The 16,544-nt window shown below is 65.9% G+C and carries 15 protein-coding genes and 3 pseudogenes; 12 read left to right on the forward strand and 6 right to left on the reverse strand.

Annotated elements, in window-relative coordinates:
- Nucleotides 1-302: 302 nt before the first annotated feature.
- Nucleotides 303-1,501, forward strand: a pseudogene (locus ACXZ1E_RS11260) (IS3 family transposase).
- Nucleotides 1,502-1,634: 133 nt separating this feature from the next.
- On the opposite strand, the pseudogene ACXZ1E_RS11265 reads toward ACXZ1E_RS11260, so the two are convergent.
- A pseudogene (locus tag ACXZ1E_RS11265) lies at nucleotides 1,635-3,142 on the reverse strand (IS1634 family transposase).
- 88 nt (nucleotides 3,143-3,230) lie between these two features.
- Nucleotides 3,231-3,512, reverse strand: coding sequence for a metal-sensitive transcriptional regulator (locus tag ACXZ1E_RS11270; RefSeq protein ID WP_458351949.1), 282 nt, complete (start codon nucleotides 3,510-3,512; stop codon nucleotides 3,231-3,233).
- Between ACXZ1E_RS11270 and ACXZ1E_RS11275 the strand changes: the two genes are divergently transcribed.
- Nucleotides 3,494-3,838, forward strand: a complete 345-nt coding sequence (locus ACXZ1E_RS11275) for an NADH-quinone oxidoreductase subunit A (protein WP_458040588.1) — start codon at nucleotides 3,494-3,496, stop codon at nucleotides 3,836-3,838. The genes ACXZ1E_RS11270 and ACXZ1E_RS11275 overlap by 19 nt on opposite strands.
- 260 nt (nucleotides 3,839-4,098) lie before the next feature.
- On the opposite strand, the gene ACXZ1E_RS11280 is transcribed toward ACXZ1E_RS11275, so the two are convergent.
- Nucleotides 4,099-4,392 carry a pentapeptide repeat-containing protein gene (locus ACXZ1E_RS11280; RefSeq protein WP_458040589.1) on the reverse strand — a complete coding sequence of 98 codons (294 nt, stop codon included), beginning with the start codon at nucleotides 4,390-4,392 and terminating at the stop codon, nucleotides 4,099-4,101.
- Here ACXZ1E_RS11280 and ACXZ1E_RS11285 point away from each other — a divergent pair.
- From ACXZ1E_RS11285 to ACXZ1E_RS11315, 7 genes and pseudogenes are all read left to right on the forward strand, one after another.
- Nucleotides 4,284-5,231: pseudogene (locus tag ACXZ1E_RS11285) on the forward strand (pentapeptide repeat-containing protein); the annotation flags it as partial. The gene ACXZ1E_RS11280 and the pseudogene ACXZ1E_RS11285 sit on opposite strands and share 109 nt — an antisense overlap.
- Nucleotides 5,219-6,196 (forward strand): complex I subunit 1 family protein, encoded by a 978-nt coding sequence (locus ACXZ1E_RS11290; protein ID WP_458040590.1) that lies wholly within the window; start codon nucleotides 5,219-5,221, stop codon nucleotides 6,194-6,196. The pseudogene ACXZ1E_RS11285 and the gene ACXZ1E_RS11290, both read left to right, overlap by 13 nt.
- Nucleotides 6,189-6,743 carry an NADH-quinone oxidoreductase subunit J gene (locus tag ACXZ1E_RS11295; RefSeq protein WP_458040591.1) on the forward strand — a complete coding sequence of 185 codons (555 nt, stop codon included), beginning with the start codon at nucleotides 6,189-6,191 and terminating at the stop codon, nucleotides 6,741-6,743. Before ACXZ1E_RS11290 ends, ACXZ1E_RS11295 begins: the two co-directional genes overlap by 8 nt.
- Nucleotides 6,740-7,042 (forward strand): NADH-quinone oxidoreductase subunit NuoK, encoded by a 303-nt coding sequence (locus ACXZ1E_RS11300; RefSeq protein ID WP_319034914.1) that lies wholly within the window; start codon nucleotides 6,740-6,742, stop codon nucleotides 7,040-7,042. Before ACXZ1E_RS11295 ends, ACXZ1E_RS11300 begins: the two co-directional genes overlap by 4 nt.
- Nucleotides 7,039-8,976, forward strand: coding sequence for an NADH-quinone oxidoreductase subunit 5 family protein (locus ACXZ1E_RS11305; protein WP_458040592.1), 1,938 nt, complete (start codon nucleotides 7,039-7,041; stop codon nucleotides 8,974-8,976). The genes ACXZ1E_RS11300 and ACXZ1E_RS11305 overlap by 4 nt, the downstream gene beginning before the upstream one ends.
- 2 nt (nucleotides 8,977-8,978) lie before the next feature.
- Nucleotides 8,979-10,466, forward strand: a complete 1,488-nt coding sequence (locus ACXZ1E_RS11310; RefSeq protein WP_458040593.1) for a complex I subunit 4 family protein — start codon at nucleotides 8,979-8,981, stop codon at nucleotides 10,464-10,466.
- Nucleotide 10,467: 1 nt separating this feature from the next.
- Nucleotides 10,468-11,889 carry an NADH-quinone oxidoreductase subunit N gene (locus ACXZ1E_RS11315; RefSeq protein WP_458040594.1) on the forward strand — a complete coding sequence of 474 codons (1,422 nt, stop codon included), beginning with the start codon at nucleotides 10,468-10,470 and terminating at the stop codon, nucleotides 11,887-11,889.
- Here ACXZ1E_RS11315 and ACXZ1E_RS11320 read toward each other — a convergent pair.
- Complete coding sequence (locus ACXZ1E_RS11320; RefSeq protein ID WP_458042919.1) at nucleotides 11,867-12,187, reverse strand: transposase; 321 nt, start codon at nucleotides 12,185-12,187, stop codon at nucleotides 11,867-11,869. The genes ACXZ1E_RS11315 and ACXZ1E_RS11320 overlap by 23 nt on opposite strands.
- 435 nt (nucleotides 12,188-12,622) lie before the next feature.
- On the opposite strand from ACXZ1E_RS11320, the gene ACXZ1E_RS11325 reads away from it, so the two are divergent.
- The 3 genes from ACXZ1E_RS11325 (at nucleotide 12,623) to ACXZ1E_RS11335 (ending at nucleotide 14,705) form a co-directional block, all read left to right on the forward strand.
- Entirely contained in the window at nucleotides 12,623-13,015 is a 393-nt protein-coding gene (locus ACXZ1E_RS11325; RefSeq protein ID WP_458040595.1) for a four-helix bundle copper-binding protein, read from the forward strand.
- 73 nt (nucleotides 13,016-13,088) lie between these two features.
- Nucleotides 13,089-13,697 carry a DUF305 domain-containing protein gene (locus ACXZ1E_RS11330; protein ID WP_458040596.1) on the forward strand — a complete coding sequence of 203 codons (609 nt, stop codon included), beginning with the start codon at nucleotides 13,089-13,091 and terminating at the stop codon, nucleotides 13,695-13,697.
- 105 nt (nucleotides 13,698-13,802) lie between these two features.
- Nucleotides 13,803-14,705 (forward strand): potassium channel family protein, encoded by a 903-nt coding sequence (locus ACXZ1E_RS11335; protein WP_458040597.1) that lies wholly within the window; start codon nucleotides 13,803-13,805, stop codon nucleotides 14,703-14,705.
- 316 nt (nucleotides 14,706-15,021) lie between these two features.
- On the opposite strand, the gene ACXZ1E_RS11340 is transcribed toward ACXZ1E_RS11335, so the two are convergent.
- Both ACXZ1E_RS11340 and ACXZ1E_RS11345 read right to left on the reverse strand, forming a co-directional pair.
- Nucleotides 15,022-15,543, reverse strand: a complete 522-nt coding sequence (locus ACXZ1E_RS11340; RefSeq protein WP_458042920.1) for an NAD(P)H-dependent oxidoreductase — start codon at nucleotides 15,541-15,543, stop codon at nucleotides 15,022-15,024.
- Nucleotides 15,447-16,448 (reverse strand): IS481 family transposase, encoded by a 1,002-nt coding sequence (locus ACXZ1E_RS11345; protein WP_458040598.1) that lies wholly within the window; start codon nucleotides 16,446-16,448, stop codon nucleotides 15,447-15,449. The genes ACXZ1E_RS11340 and ACXZ1E_RS11345 overlap by 97 nt, the downstream gene beginning before the upstream one ends.
- Between the last annotated feature and the right edge of the window lie 96 nt (nucleotides 16,449-16,544).

Raw genomic sequence — 16,544 nt, forward strand, 5'->3', positions numbered from 1 at the left:
CGTCGATTGGAGCACAACGAGCCCCGGCTGATCCATATCGACACCGACAACATTGCCCGCGTCCCCCGGCGGCGGGCGGAGACTTCACGGCCGAGGGACACGGCCGGCGGCTGACCGCCCCTGCTCCACGACTACGTCCACACGCGATCGACGATCATTCCCTTCTCGCGTACGCCGAGGTCCACGACGACGAGAAATGCGTCACCGCGGCCGGGTCCCTCGACCCGCAGAGCATCGCCTGCCTCGTGATGACGGAGGGCGAGTGGCCTTGACCCCGGGGAGTGGACACCTCACAAGAGAGAATGTTCGCTATGGCAAGATCACGTCGGGAGTTCACTCCTGAGTACAAAGACGAGGCTGTGAAGCTGGTTTTAACGACTGGTAGAGCGGTCGCGACCGTGGCTCGCGAGCTCGGGATCAACGAGGCCACGCTGGGCCGGTGGGTGGGCGCGTTCAAGGCGCGTAGCGAGACCGGGCAGGCCGAGGTGACGGAGTCTGAGCGGGCTGAGTTGATGCGGCTGCGCAAGGAGAACGCGGATCTGAAACTGGATCGGGCGTTTCTAAAAAAAGCGTCCATCTTCTTCGCCCAGGAAGCGTCGGATACGAACGGCAAGCGTTCGAACTGATGCTGGCGGAGAAGACCAACTTCACTATCACCCGTATGGTCCGTCTCCTCGAGGTGTCCCGGTCCGGTTACTACGCCTGGGCCGGACGGGTCCCGTCGCGTGCGTCGCTTCGGCGGGTGCACATTGAGCAGAAAGTCACGTTCTTCTACGGCGATTCCGACGAAACCTATGGGACCCCCAGGATCCTTGCCGACCTGCGCGCGGACGGGGAGATCATCTCCCGCAAAACCGTTGCTGCGACCATGCGGCGCCTGGGATTGGTGGGTATCTGTCCGAAGAAGTGGAAGACAACCACGATCATCGACCGCGCTGACGCCTACCCCGTCGACGCGGTGAAACGGAAGTGGGATACCGGGGCTCTGAACCAGGTCTGGGTGGGCGATATCACCTACCTGAGGACCTGGGAGGGGTGGGTGTATTTAGCGACCGTCATCGACGCTCACAGCCGCCGCGTGATCGGCTGGGCCATCGCTGACCACATGCGCACAGACCTGATCGAAGACGCCCTCAGGATGGCCTTGGCACTGCGCGGGGACCGCCCAGCGACGGTGATCTTCCACTCGGATCGCGGCACCCAATACGCGTCCGAACAGATCACCCTGTTCGCGGCGAAGAACGGCATCACCCGGTCGATGGGATACACCGGCATCTGCTGGGACAACGCCATGGCCGAGAGCTTCTTCGCGACCCTGAAAACCGAGTTCTACTACCGCCGTGTCTGGCCCACCCGAGCCCGCGCGATCCAAGGCGTCGCAGAGTGGATCGAGGACCGCTACAACCGCCGCCGCCGGCACTCCGCGATAGGGCAGGTCACCCCAGTGGAGTTCGAAATGCAATACTCATCACAGGCCGCACAGATCCAACTCGCCGCTTAACCCGTGTCCACTCTCCGGGGTCAAGGCCAGAGAAAGATGGGTGGGGCGATGTTGGTGCGCGGGCGCATGACGCTGCCCGCCTCCCTTCTTCCTCATGGTCGGGAAATCAGCACCGGACCTGACTCGTGCCACTTTAGTGCCCTGTGTCGGCGGCGATCGTGTCGAGGATCGCCGCGGCGTCGGGTCCGGGCGGTGTTGTTGCGGTGATGTCGTTCCCGGCGATGCGGATGGTGACGTCTCGGAGGGGCCGGAGGGTGCGGACGAGTCGACGGATGCTGACCCCTGTGGTGTCTTGCAGGTGGCGTGAGATGGCGAGGGCGGTGAACACGATCGTGAGGTGGGCTTGGATCGAGTCGTGCTGATGGTGGAACATCGGCCTGGCTTGGAGGTCAGTTTTCGCCATCCGGAACGATCGTTCGACCTGGAACAGCTCGTGTACGCGGCCACGACCTCGCGCCCGTCGAGCCGGATCGCGGGGATGTTGCTGACGTAGCCCTTCAAGCCAGCGACTTGCCGGGCCCGATCCACCAGGGTCTGGTCGATGTCTCGGCTGCTGCCGGTGAGTTTCACGAACCGGTCCTTCTTCACCGGCCTGGTTCCGTCAACGACCTTCTGCGCGCGTTCGACCTGCTTGTCCAACGTGTGGTTATCCCGCCGGTCGCGTTTCGCTGAGTAGTGGTAGACGATCCGCCGCTCACGCGCGTTCGGCCCGACCCCCATGATCCGTTTCGATTCGAGGGTTTCCCCGTCGTGGAGAGCGGTCCCGATGGTGAAGTGTTCGATGAGGTCGTCGGGGGCTTTACTGATCCGGGACCCGACGATGAACGAGAACCCGGCATCTTCGAGCGCGTTCAGATTCGAGGCGGAGAGCATCCCCGCATCGGCAACCACGACGATGTCTTTGACACCGTGGCGGTCTTGGAAGGACCGCAACACCGGGAGGAGGGTGGTCGTTTCGCCGGTGTTGCCGGTGAACGCGTGGACCTCCAACGGGAACCCGCCGGGGGTGACCAGCAGCCCGACGACGATCTGCGGGTCCACGCGGCGTTCTTTGCTCATCCCGACCTTGCGGAGATCGTCCTCGTCTTCGGCTTCGAAATACAGGGTCGTGACGTCGTAGAGCACCAGGGACAGTTCCCCCGCCTTCGTGGCGTGAGCGTAAGCGGCGCGGGAGACCTGGTCACGCCAGTCCTGCTCAACACAACGGGCCAGGGTCCGCCAGATCGTCCGCAACGATGCCGCCGGAACGCCGAGCTCACCGAGGACACGGATCGTGTCTGCTTTCGACGTCGGCTCCACCGCCCGAGCGAGCACGAGTTTCCGGAACGTGTCGTCGCCCACGACGTCGAACCCGAGCCGAACATACGCACCCTCGAGCACCTCCCAAAGCACACGCGAGGAACTGCCTGTCACGATCGGCGCCGCCGTCACCGGCGACGCCGGGCCCAGCGCGTCCAGATCGAACGCGAGCTGCCCGGCCTGAATCCGGTCCTTCGCGATCTGCACCAGCACGGCGAGCTGAGCGTCGTCATGCGCGGAGCCGATGTGTTCCACGATCGTGCGGACGCCGCGGTGCTTCCGCACGATCTGCACCGCCGTCGCGCCCGAGGAAGTTGGCACCTTCCGCACGAACAAGCCCATCCGAGCAGTCTAAAAGCCGTCCATTAGTGCCCCGCCCGGACACCAGCACCCCCGGAAAATCAACGAACTCCGACCCCAAAACCCCAAATCACGAAAAAGTGGCACGACTCAGGCCGGACGAGCCGGGCGATCGCGTCCCGGTGGCCTCCTTGATCTTGATATCGACCACGCAGTGCTTGAGGTGTTCGTTGAGCAGGCCGACGGCGACGACCTGCAGTGCGCTGGTGAGGGCACTGATCTGAGTGAGAATGTCGATGCGGTACTTCATGTCGTAAATCATCGTGATGTCAAGTACTTCGACCTCAGGGAGGGAGCCGCTATTGTGGCCGAACTGGAGATGGGGGGAATGGAATGCACACCGGAATGGCATCGATGTTTTTGATCTCCCTGGTCGGCGTGGTCGTGTTGCAGCTGGTCCATCGATGGACGGCCGTGGCGGCCAGACCGGTCCGGTCTGTACCTTTCCAGTCGGGCTGGCTGCCCGAGCAACACGCTTTGTCCCGATTCCACGTGCGCTGGTACCCGGCGACAATCGTGTTCCTTGCTTTCGATGTCGAGATGCTGTTCATGTATCCGTGGGCCGTCGTCGTGGGTCGGATGGGTGCGGGGGCAGTGGCGGAAATGTTTCTCTTCCTGGGCGCGCTGCTTGTTGGTGTTCTCTGGGCCTGGCGGGAGGGCGTTTTCCGGTGGGTGTGAGGGAGCTTCTTGCGCGGTCCGCCGCCGCAGTTGCCCATGTGCTTGTCGTCGAGGTGCCGGGGTCGTGGCTCCTCCGTCTCCGTGCGGAGCGGGCTCTGCGCGAGCGTGGGTGGCGTCTGTCGAATTCGCCGGCCGATGCAGACGTCTTGCTGGTGTGCGGAACACCGGGGCCCGCGCTTTCCCGGCTCATCGAACAGGCTTGGGAGGCCATGCCGGGCCCCCGAGTGCGCAGCATGCTGACCGAAGATGCCGACGTCGCGTCAGAGCTGGACAGAGCTAGGGCGCAGCTCTGCGACACCGCTGAGCAAAGACATGACGCGGAGCAGCGGTCGGACTTCACACCGGGACCAGCGGACAACACCGGTACGGAGCACTCCGATATGATTCACTCGGCTATGGAGCACGGCTCGATGGAGCACGGCTCGATGGAGCACGGCTCGATGGAGCACGGCTCGATGGAGCACGGCTCGATGGAGCACGGCTCGATGGAGCACGGCTCGATGGAGCACGGCTCGATGGAGCACGGCTCGATGGAGCACGGCTCGATGGAGCACGGCTCGATGGAGCACGGCTCGATGGAGCACGGCTCGATGGACCACGGCTCGATGGACCACGGCTCGATGGACCACGGCTCGATGGACCACGGCTCGATGGACCACGGCTCGATGGACCACGGCTCGATGGACCACGGCTCGATGGACATGTCCCCCTTCGGCATTCCTCTCGCCGAGGGAGCAGAGGAGGACCGCGACGGACTGGAGATGGACGTTCTGCACGTGACATTCGGGCCGATCCTCCCGGCATGGCCGGCCGGGCTCGTGCTGAACGCGACGCTGCACGGAGACGTCATCATGGATGTTCGCGTGAATGCTGTCGATGTCGATGTCGATCTCGATCTCGATGTCGATGCCCATCCTGTATCGCCGGTGGAGTCGCCGTCCGTGTCTGCGGCCCGCCTTTACGGAAGGGCCGCAGATCTCCTCTGCCTGGCGGGTGCGGGTCGGCTGGCTGCTCGAGCCCGCGATTTGCGGGACGCGCTGGCCGAGAGGAAGCCAGTCGACCACGCCGCCGCGGCGCGGCTCCGCTCGGGCGTTGCGCGTTCCGTCCTGCTGCGCTGGTCGCTCAGGGGTGTTACACCGCTGTCAGATGCGGATCTTCGAATCTTGGGCTTGCCCGAGGACTGCAGGGGAGACGTGTTCGATCGCCTGTTGACGCTACTGGACCGTGCGGCGAGCATCGCCTCCGGGGAAGAGGCGGTCAGCGTCGATGCGGTGCCGCTGCCGGCTCTACCGGCGTTGCTGGCTGGTCTCGAAGTAGGGCAGATGCGGCTCACCGTGGCCGGGCTCGCCCTGGAGGTGCTGCCGATGAGGGGCCACGTCCATGGATGACCTAGTAGGAAGCCCCGCCCACGACCCACTGACCCTCCTCGCCTGGGCGCTTGCGGCGGCCGCGTTACTCGGCGCGTTCACTCTCTTTGCTGCATCCGTCGACGGGGCCCTTCTCGCGCATGGAGAGGGTCGCGGGGTTTCTGCTGGCGCCGCCCTCCCCGTCCGCGAGGTAGCCCGGCTGCTCCGGCAGCGCCGGCGAACGACGCCGGCGGCTGACTCGCTGCTCTGGCGGGTGGGAGCGGCGTCGTTCCTCATCCTGGCGCTGCTTAAGATTTCCCTCGTCCCGCTGGGTGACGCGGTGGTGTTTCCCTCGTCGGTCGGTCTGGTCTGGTTCAACGCGTTGGACGCGGCCGTCTGGGCAGCGGTGTGGCTGGCCGGCTGGGGAGCGAACGCCGTTAACCCGCTGCTTGGCGGATATCGCTTCCTAGCGCTCGCCATCGCCTACGAGTTACCCCTCATGTTCACGCTGGTCGCCCCTGCTGTAGCCGCCGGAAGTCTCGACGTGCAAGAGATCGCCGCTGCGCAGAGTGAGCTCTGGTACCTGGTGCTCATGCCGGTCGCGTTCCTCATCTACTGCCTCTCGGTGCTCGCATTTTCTGTGGTTGGCCCCTTCGCTGCTCCCTTCTCCTCCGATATCGCGGGTGGGGTGGATGCGGAGCTCTCGGGCGTCGACCGGCTGCTCGTCGCCGGTGGACGCTACGCGCTGCTCGCTGCTGGATCGGCTTTCGCTGTTCCGCTCTTCCTCGGCGGGGGGGCGGGTCCGCTGCTTCCAAGCTGGGCTTGGGTACTGATCAAGGCACTCGTGCTTCTCGGTGCACTCGTAGCGCTGCGCCGGGCACTTCCCCTTGCGCGCCCGGATCGGTTCCTCGAGATTGGCTGGGTTGTCCTGCTCCCGCTCGCACTTGTGCAGGACCTGGTCGTGGGGATCGGCGCCGTGATGGCCTCCGGAGGGATGTCGATGAATGAATGACGTGGTGTTCTGGGTCCTCGGCGTCCTCGCGGTGGCGGCGGGAGTTGCGGTTTTCCGGACCGACTCGATGGCACGGGCGACGTACGCCCTCGCCGTCTCCTTCATCGCCGTCGGTGTGCAGGTCGTGCTGCTCGAACAGAGCTATCTGGGTGTCGTCGTGATCTTGATGATGATCATGGAGATGGCGATCATGGCGGTGTTCATGGTCATGTACATGGGCATGAACCCAGCCCTCATGCCGATGAGCATGGTACACAGCAAGCGGGCCGCGTTGATCGTGTCGGTGGCTGCGTTCCTCGTGCTCGGTGCGGGGGCGCTCTTCGTGCCATGGCCCACGAGGCCCTTGGAAGACGTCGCCGGTGTGACGGAGGCCATTGGCGAGGCGGCGATGGAGTCCAAAATGCTCGTGATGCTGGCGATCAGTCCCGCCATGCTCACCACCATCGTCGCCGGAGTCGTACTCACGCACCCTCGCAGCCGCTATGACCGTTTCAACGACGACCTCCGCGGCGCCGCCAGCGAACCCAAGCAGGGAGGGCCGCGGTGACACTGCAGGCCGTCCTCCTCATCGCCGCGGCCCTGTTCGCGGTCGGTCTCTACGGAGCCATCTCCCAGCAGGTTATCGTCATGGTGATGATGGGGCTCGAGTTGATGATCAACGCCCTCATCCTGGCTGCGGCGGGGTTGTGGTGGTTCCTGTTCCCCGAACCCACGGGCCAGATGCTGCTCCTCGTCATCGTCGCCGCGATGACCCTCGAGATGGCGATGGGCTTCGCGATCGCCACACTTGTCCACCGTCAGCGGCGCTCAGATATGACGGACAGCGCGACGGAGCTGGCCGGATGACCGGGGCGGAGGTCGCGCTCTGGCTTGTTCCTCTCCTCCCCGCGGTCGTCGGCGTGGTGCTGTTGCTTGGCGGAGGTGGCAACCGTGCCGCTCCCGTGATCTCCGTCGCAACAGCCGGCCTGACAGTGCTGCTCGCCCTGACGGTCGGGCTCACCGGTCCCACAGTCGCCGCACCCTTCCTGCCGGGCATGGACTTCGTGCTCCGCGTCGATCCCCTCAGCGCATTCGTCGTGCCGATGGTCGCGATCGTTGCGGCGCTCGTCCTCGCCTTCTCCGTGGCGGACGTCCGGCACGATACCCGCCGCTTCCATGGGCTGATGCTCCTCTTCGCTTCGGCGGCGCTGCTGACCGCCGCGGCGGGCACAGTGCCGACCTTGCTTCTCGGCTGGGAGGTGATGGGTGCCACCTCGTATGCGCTCATCGGCTTCGGCTGGCGCGAGGAGCGACGAGTGTCCGCAGGGCTCACGGCCTTCCTCACGACTCGCGCCGCCGACCTCGGTCTCTATGTGGCAGCCGGGGCAGCGTTCGCCGGCGGAGCGGGACTCGACCTCGGCGGTCTCGCCGAGGCTACCCCCGGCTGGCGGGACACCATCGCGGCGGGGATCGTGCTCGCCGCCCTGGGTAAGGCCGCCCAGCTTCCGTTCTCGTTCTGGCTCTCCGGGGCGATGCAGGGACCAAGCCCCGTGAGCGCTCTGCTCCATTCCGCGGCCATGGTGGCGCTGGGTAGCTACCTGCTCCTCCGCGTTTCTCCGCTGCTCGAGGCGACGGGCTGGGCCGGACCGCTGGTGGCCTGGGTCGGGGCCGTGACCGCGGTCGCACTGGGCATCGTCGCGATCGCTCAGCGGGACCTGAAGCAGCTGCTGGCCGCGTCGACCGCGGCGCAGCTCGGCTTCGTTGTGCTTGCCGCAGGGCTCAGCGCAGTGGCCGCGGGCACCGCGCACCTTGTGGCGCATGCGGCCACGAAGGCCGCCCTGTTCCTCGCCGCGGGAGCTTGGCTCACGGCGCTGGGGACGAAGCGACTTTCTGCGCTTTCCGGAGTGGCGCGGAGATGGACCATCACAGGGGCGGCGTTCACGGTGGCGGCACTTGCCCTCGCGGGAGTTCCTCCTCTTTCGCTATGGGCCACGAAGGACGCCATCCTCGCCGCCGCACTGGAGGAGTCGGGGTGGCTCTACGCCGTCGGCCTTCTCGCCAGTGCTCTTTCGGCCGCCTACGCAGCGAAGGCGATCTGGGTGGTGTGGGCGAGGCCACCGGCCGACGCCGAGCACGAGCGGCACTGGGACGAGGAGGAGCGAGGCACAAGGGCGGTGACCTCGGCCCAGTACCTGCCGGTGGTGGTGCTGGCCGTGGCCGCCGCTGTGCTGGGCATCCTGGCGCTTCCTCCGCTCGCACCGGTCGTGGCAGGCTTCCTCGGAGACGCGACAGCCGTGCCTCCGTCGCTGCTGGAGCTGCTCGTCTCGGCAGTGCTCGCGATCGTCGTGCTGTTGAGCGTGCGGCGTGTCCGCCTGCCGGAGCCGAAGTGGGCCCAGACGTGGCTCGGCATGGAACGTGGCGTTCGTGCGGCAGTCGTCCGTCCCACGCTGGCACTGGCCACCACGCTGGCCCGCTTCGACGACCGGGTATTGGACCGGGGGGTGGAAGCCGCCGCGATCGGCACCGCCCGAGCCGCGCGGGCAATGGGACGCGTCGATGACGCCGTGCTCGACCGGGGCGTCGACGCGGCAGGCACGGGCACGCTCCTCGCCGGGGTGGCCGCCGCCCGGGTGGACGATCGTGGCGTCGACGGGGCGGTCGAGGTCGTGGCCGCAGCGGTCCGTCGTGCCGGACGAGCCGCCCGACGTCCGCAGTCGGGGTTGCTGCACCAGTACTATCTCCAGGCCGTCGCCGTTCTCACCGGTGTCGGTGTCGTTCTCCTCCTCCTCTCGATCGGGTGAACATGCTCAGCATCCTTGTCTTCCTCCCCCTCGTCGGAGCCCTCGGGCTCGTCGCGTTGCCGAAGCTGCCCGACCGCGCGGCGCGCTGGGCGTGGGTAGCGATCGCCGGCGCCGACCTGCTCCTCGTCGGTGTCATGTGGGCGCTCTACCGCGACCCGGGCCCGGGCGGCCTCGCCTGGGAGGAACAAGTGCCGTGGATCCCGGGAGTCGGGAGCAGCTACCACGTCGGCGTGGACGGCCTCTCTCTGCCGCTCGTCGCACTGACGGCGGTCATCTTCTTGGCCTGTGCGATCTATTCACTGCGGGAGGAGCGGCACCCCCGGGCGCAGGCCGCCCTTTTCCTGTTTCTGCAAAGCGTGAGCGTTGGCCTGTTCGTCGCGCAGGACCTGCTGCTGTTCTTCGTGTTCTTCGACCTGTCGATTGTCGGCATGTACTTCGTGATCACGGGTTGGGGTCATGGCGACGCGCGCCGGTCCGCGCTCAAGTTCTTTCTCTACACGTTCCTCGGCTCGCTGGCACTGCTGCTCGGCTTCATCGGCCTCTACCTCGCAGCCGAGCCGCACACATTCGACATCCCAGAACTCGTCGCAGCCATGCCGTTGCAGGGCAACCCGATCGGGGGTCTCGTGCTCGCCGCCATCCTGTTGGGTCTGGCCGTGAAGACACCCACCGTGCCGTTCCACACCTGGCTGCCCCCGGCACACACCGACGCCCCGGCGGTCGGCTCCGCCGTGCTCGCCGCGGTGCTCCTCAAGATGGGCACCTACGGCTTCGTCCGCATCGCCATGCCGATACTCCCCGATGCGTGGCGGGCGTGGGCTCCCGCCATCATCGCGGTCGGCATCGTATCGGTCATCTACGGTGCTCTCGTGGCGCTCGCGCAGACGAACCTGAAGCGGATGATCGCCTACACGTCGGTGAACCATATGGGCTATGTCGTGCTCGCGGTGGGAGTCGCGGGGCTCGTCGGGGGCGACACGGAGGAGGCTCGCACCATCGCTGTCACGGGCGCGGTGACGCAGATGGTGAGCCACGGACTGATCACGGGGGCACTGTTCCTGCTCGCCGGTGTTCTCCTCAGGAGAACGGGCACCTACGATATGGGGGCCGCCGGGGGGCTTGCCGCCGCCGCTCCCCGCTACACGGCCCTCTTCGCGATCAGCGCGTTCGCGTCGCTCGGGCTTCCCGGCTTCTCGGGGTTCATCGCGGAGTTCCAGATCTTCGTCGGAAGCATCGCTGCCGCCCCCGTCACCGCGATCGCCCTTCTCGGGATCCTGGTCACCGCTGCCCTGTTCCTCCGCGCGCTTCAGCGGTTGTTCCTCGGTGAACCCAGGGGCGCGGCGACCGGCTTCGCGGACGTCCGCGGAAGTGAGTTCTGGAGCGTGGCCCCGCTGCTGACATTGGCTGTTCTGATCGGTGTGGTGCCGCGGGTGCTCCTCGACGTGGTCGAGCCGGCCTCGGCCGTCCTCCTCGAACTCGTCGGGCGCTGACATGGCGGCAGAGATGAACATGGACCCGCTCCTGCTGCTTCCGGAGCTGTTGCTCTTCCTCGGGGGCCTCAGTGTGCTCCTCCTCGGGTCCTTCCTTCCTCGGCGCCGGCAGTGGATCGCCGCGGTACTCACCGCAACCGTGCTCGTGCTTGTGATGGCCGCAACTGCCTTCACATTCGGTGACCCGGCGCTCACCGCCTATGCGGGAACGGAGGCGGTGGATGCCGCCACACGCGCCGTGCGCTTCCTGACTCCACTCGGCACACTCCTCGTCGTCGCCCTCGCGGCAGAGGAGATCCGCGGCGACCGGCGGGAGAGCGAGACGTACGCGCTCCTGCTGTTCGCCACGACCGGAACAGTGCTGCTCGCCGGAGCCAACGATCTCCTCGTCCTAGCGGTGGCCTTCCTGCTCACGAGCATCCCGCTTTACGCCCTGATCGGCCTGGGCGGAACCGCTAAGGCCGCCGAGGCCGCCATGAAGACCTATCTACTCGGAAGCATCTTCGGCATCCTGATGCTGGTCGGCATAGCGCTCCTCACCAGCCTCAGTGGCAGCTCCCTCTACGCGGAGCTGAAGCACGGACTCGCCGATGCACCAATCACGCCGGTCATCCTGGGCGTTCTTCTCGTCATGAGCGGGATCCTGTTCAAAGCAGGAGGGGTGCCCGCCCACTACTGGGTCCCAGACGCAGCACAGGCGTCAGGCGCAGCCGTCGCTGCCTTCGTCACCACCGTCCCGAAGGTGGGAGCGGTGGTCGCCATCTACCGCCTCGCCGTGGCACTCCCCGAGACCGCTGCCTGGGGACTGCTCGTGGCACTCCTCGCAGCGGCCGGAATGGTGGTGGGGAACCTCGCCGCATACTTCCAGAACGACCCACGCCGACTACTGGGGTGGTCGACGGTCGGCCAGGTCGGGTTCCTCCTGATTCCACCCGCGGTCGCCACCCCGGAAGGGCTCCCACTCTCCGCCTTACTCCTCTACCTCGCGGCGTACGTGCTCACGAACATCGCGGCCTTCGCTGTCAGCGCAGCCGAGCCCGAACGGCGGGAGCTGGCGGAGTACCGTGGCCTGGCCCGCACCCGACCCTGGCTCGTCGCCGCGCTCGTGGTGGCGCTACTGGGACTCGTCGGCACACCCCCGCTCGCGGTGTTCCTCGGCAAGGTGAGCGTGACCGCTGCGGCGCTTGAAGGCGAAGCCCTGTGGCTCGCCCTCGTCCTCCTCATCACGACGGTGATCAGCCTCTTCTACTACCTTCGCTGGCTGATCGTCCCCTTTCGGCCAGTCCTGGAAGCCTCACCCCGGGAGTTCGTTCGTCGCCCGTGGGCAGGGGCCGTCGCAGTCGCTGCGGCTACTGGCAGCCTGCTTCTCGGGCTGGGCGCAGGCCTCGCCTGGGGGGCGTTCACTGGCGAGCTGGCGATCTGACGTCTGCTGCCTCGGCCTTCCCCGCCTGTGTAAGGATGTCGTCTTTCGCGTCCTCGAGTATGCCGGCGACCTTCGGGTGGGAACGGCTCAGCATCCGCTCCGCCTCGTGGAACTGGGCGAAGACGTGCGCAGTGTCGGGCTGCGCGAAGTTCGTGCGGATGATCGCCGCTGCCATCGGACCCGCGGACTTCGGGACCGCGGTGAGCCTGTTCCACATGAAGCGGACCCGGCATCGTTGCCAGCTGGAGCCTCGGAAGACGGTGTTGATCGCGGCGGTCAGGCAGCGGGAATCCGGTATCTATCGATAGTGGGACACGGCAGCAGCGGGACGGAAGCCTCGGGCACGAGGCTGCTTCCACCGCTGCATCCCGAGATCACGGAGCCCGTTGGCGGTACGTGGGAGTGACTTCCCGGGGGTTGGTGTGTCGACGCTCTTCGAAAAGTGGGCCAGTTCTGCTCGTTGAAAAGTGAGCCACGTTTTTGTTGACGCACCTGTCCCTCGGTGCGGCGCAGCCTCTTCAGCAGGTCGTCCTTATTGCCCACGTATCCATTCACAGAATCCACGAGACCCCTTAGTATCATCCACAAAATCGGGATGGTGGTATCCGACGTGAACAGATAGATCTGTTCTTACCGAACCCCCGTGCGGTACGCAACCCCCCTGCCTGGAGACGTACTCCGGTCGTAGCGTCGTTTCGGACGGGCGCCCGCCCGCGGGAGAGGAGCAAGGACGATGACCGTAACGGGAGACATGTTGCGCACCCACCCCGAGGGTGCCCCGAGCAATGCGCTGCTGGCCTGTATCGAGGCGTGCGTGGAGTGCGCACAGTCGTGTACCTCGTGCGCCGATGCGTGCCTGGGTGAGGACATGGGGGCGGAGCTCACCGAATGCATCCGCAAGAACCTGGACTGCGCAGACATCTGCGCCGCGACCGCCTCGGTGCTGACCCGCCAGACCGGCAGCAACCCCGACACCGTTCGCGCTGTCCTCGAGGCGTGCCGGGCCGCGTGTGCGGCGTGTGCGGAGGAGTGCGAGCAGCATGCCGGGATGCACGAGCACTGCAAGATCTGCGCAGAGGCGTGCCGTCGCTGCGAGCGGGCCTGCGCCGAGTTGCTCGCCGCCTGAGGCGCGACCTATCGCGCCTCGTCGGACGAGCGGCAATCCACGGGACGAATGAGTGAATGAGGAGATGATCGGTTTGTCTACGAATCAGAACAACGACCAACAGCGGGACCACGACGAGCACCAGGCGGAGCAGAAGTCGCGGATGCGGATGACGATGTATCTGCGGTTTGCGGCGATGATCCTCACCGCGATGGTCGTCATGTACTGGGTGATGTTCGCCGGCTCGTGGGAATGGGGCCACGTCCGCTTCAGCGAGAGCCGTGTGTTCATGGCGGTCACGATGGGCGGCGCCATGGTGTTGGTCATGCTCGCCTGGATGCTGAACATGTACAAGAACACGAAAGCGAACATCGCGATCGTCGCGGTCGGGGTTTTGCTGATCGGCGGCGGCATCGCTCTCGACCGCAGCCAGATCACGGTGGATGACACGGACTGGATGAGCGCAATGATCCCGCATCACTCGCTCGCCATCACCCGTTCCGAGCGGGCACAGATTCAGGATGTGCGCGTCTGCGAACTCGCGGTCTCGATCAGCGAAGCTCAGCGGAACGAGATCCTCCAGATGGACTGGCTGATCAAAGACATCAACGAGAACGGCATCGCCGCCACCGTCGCCGAGGCCGAGGCCCGCGAGGCACCCGAGTTCGATCGCGCCGCCACGCGGCAGTGCCCCGTCGAGTAACTGGCGAAGTAGCACGACGGGCATGTTGGTCTACTACGCCACCTGAGGCGGAAGCGGTGGTGCTTGCCTAGCCGGAGGAGAAAATGAAAGTTGAGGAGCGACGCGATGCCGCCGGAGATTGTGAACGTGCTGTCCGTCGTAGTCGGTGTCGCACTGATTCTCGTTGGCCTTCGTGACCTGTTCCACACGCTGTTTCACCCCGCCGGCCGCGGAGGGGTGAGCACGTGGGTGATGCGCGAAACCTGGCGGGTATCCCGGAGGCTGAGGGGGAGCCCGTCACCGCTTGCCGGGCCGGTGGGAATCGTCCTGGTCACCGTCGTCTGGGCAGCGCTGCAGGTTTGTGGGTGGGCACTGATCTATCTGCCTCAGATGCCGGAGGGCTTCAGCTTTGCCCCGGGTATCAACCCGGACCGCTATCCCGATCTCTTCTCATCGATCTACCTCTCCCTCGTCACGCTTGGAACCCTCGGCTACGGAGACGTCGTCGCGACCACCCCCGTGCTGCGAATACTTGCCCCGCTCCAAGCACTCACCGGCTTCATCCTCTTCACCGCCGCCGTATCGTGGATCATGCAGCTCTACCCCGCGCTGAACCGACGCCGCACCAGCTGCTTGCGGATCCGGAGCCTCGTTGAAGGCGGATTCGCGTCTCGCCTCGAACGCGACCAGGCGTACGAGACCGATGCGCTGGTGATGAACGAAATCGCCTCCGCCCTCGCGCATATCCGCGTCGATCTCACGCAGAGCGCCGAAACCTACTACTTCGCCGAGAAGGATCGGTCCCTCGCACTGCCCCAAGCGATGACCGCGGCCTGGAACATCGCGAAAACGGCCGAGAAGAGCCGCACCCCGACCGTCGTGGCCGCCGGAGAGGTGCTCACCGTCGCCGTCTCCGACGTCGCCACCCTGCTGCAGCACGAGTTCTTGCAGCAAGCCGATGACGACACCCCCGCCATCATCGACGCAGCAGCACGCGATCAAGGAGAACCCCGCACGGCCGGACCATAAGGCGCGCTTCCGGGCACGTGTGAGGCCCGGGCCCGTGGGAACGCCGTGAGAAAGACCGACGACAGATCAGGCGCAGTGGAGTGCACCACTGAAAGGTCAAGTCCCGCGGAATGGCAGCGAAGTAGGCCCGTTGCGCCCCGTTGAAGGTCTTCCTGTATGGGTTCAAATCCCACCGGGGCACCGCCACTTAAGTCCTATTTATCAGGGCTTTTATTCTGTGGGCGAGTATCATGGGAAAGAATCGGGAAAGAACGTGAACGCGCGGCGTCACGGCTCGCGTATTCCGGACACGGACTGGGCTGTACGGAGGCGCGAATCACGATCCCGCGTCACGGAGTCGTGCGCGGCGCCCGTCTCTTGCGAGGCTTCGTCCATGGTGGGCGGCGAGTTCTTCGGCTGCTGTGCGGATTTCTGCGGCCATCTCTGTGAACTGTTCCAGCGCCGGGTTGACGCCCACCAGGGTGAACTCACGCTGTACGACGAGTAGGTCAGCGCCCCACACGTCTTCGATCACTCGGCGTAGCCACGGGGTGGAGTGGTCCCACCCTTCCTTCGGGGTCCCGCGGTTGTAGTTGCCTCCGAGTACCGTCGCGAGCACTACCGGTCTGCCTTTGAGCGCACCGCCTGCAATTCGTGGGTCGGCATAGGTCACGTCGTACCAAGCCTTGACGTGGGCCGCGACTCCCCAGTTGTAGAGCGGGACCGCAAGCAGCAGGGCGTCGGCGTCGATCAGCTCGTCCGCTAGGTGTACTTCCCCGTGAGGTTGTGAACGCGGGCTGAGGGGGTTTGGCCGCTGATGCCGGTGTGGGGTCTGTGGTGATTGTAGTGATGGATCCAGGTGTCGTAGGCGGCGGCGCGCTCGGCTTCGTTGGCGTAGGGCTTCGCGTAGGCCCATTCGGTGGCGAGGGTGCGGTTGAAGCGTTCCACTTTGCCGTTGGTCTGTGGGCGGTAGGGCTTGGTCCACTTGTGTTTGATGCCGTCGCCGAGCGCGGCGGCGAAGGCATGGGAGCGGTAGCAGGAGCCGTTGTCGGTCATCACGGCGGTAACGGTCACGCCGAGGCCGGTGAAGAATGCGTTGGCGCGTTCCCAGAAACCGGCGGCGGTCTCTTTGCGTTCGTCGTCGAGGATCTCCGAGTACGCGACCCGGGAGTAGTCGTCGACGGCGTGGTGCAGGTAGCGGTAGCCGCGTGAGCCTGCCGCTCCTGCGCGGGCGGCTTTGTCGCGGGCGACACCGGCTTTCCGATCCTGGGTGGATCCGCGGCCGTGGACACGCCACCCGCCACCGTCGGGAATCCGGCCCTGCTTCTTGATATCCACGTGGACGAGCTGGCCGGGCGCGGCGACCTCGTAGCGTTTCGGTGTGGGCTTGCGGACGGGGAGCCCGGTGGACTGGTCGATGTACGCCAGCTTCGGCATCCCGTAGCGGTCGAGGACTCGTCCGACCGTGGAGCGGTGCAGCCGCAGGTGATACGCGATCCGGTGCGGACCCCACTGGCGGGTGAACCGCAACGCGACGATCCGCCGTTCCGTCCTCTGCGGAAGCCGGTTCGGTGATCTCTGCGGTCTCGAGCTGCGGTCGATCAACGGCAGCCCGGACCGGTAACGGTCCGCCCATCGCTTAGCCGTCGCGGGCGAACACTGGAACCGCTCCGCGGCCCGCCGCAACGGCCACCGCTTGTCAACGATGAGAACAGCAAGACGGCGACGCCCCTCTGGAGTCAAGGGCGCGTTAGCGTGAGTCACGAAGACCTCCGTGGTCAGGATGGTGAGTGTGGTAACCCACATCCTGCCCGGAGGTCTTCGCCTACCTCAGATGTTCACAACCTGCCGAGGAAGTAC

The organism is Pacificispira sp. HM-600 (genome assembly GCF_977993705.1).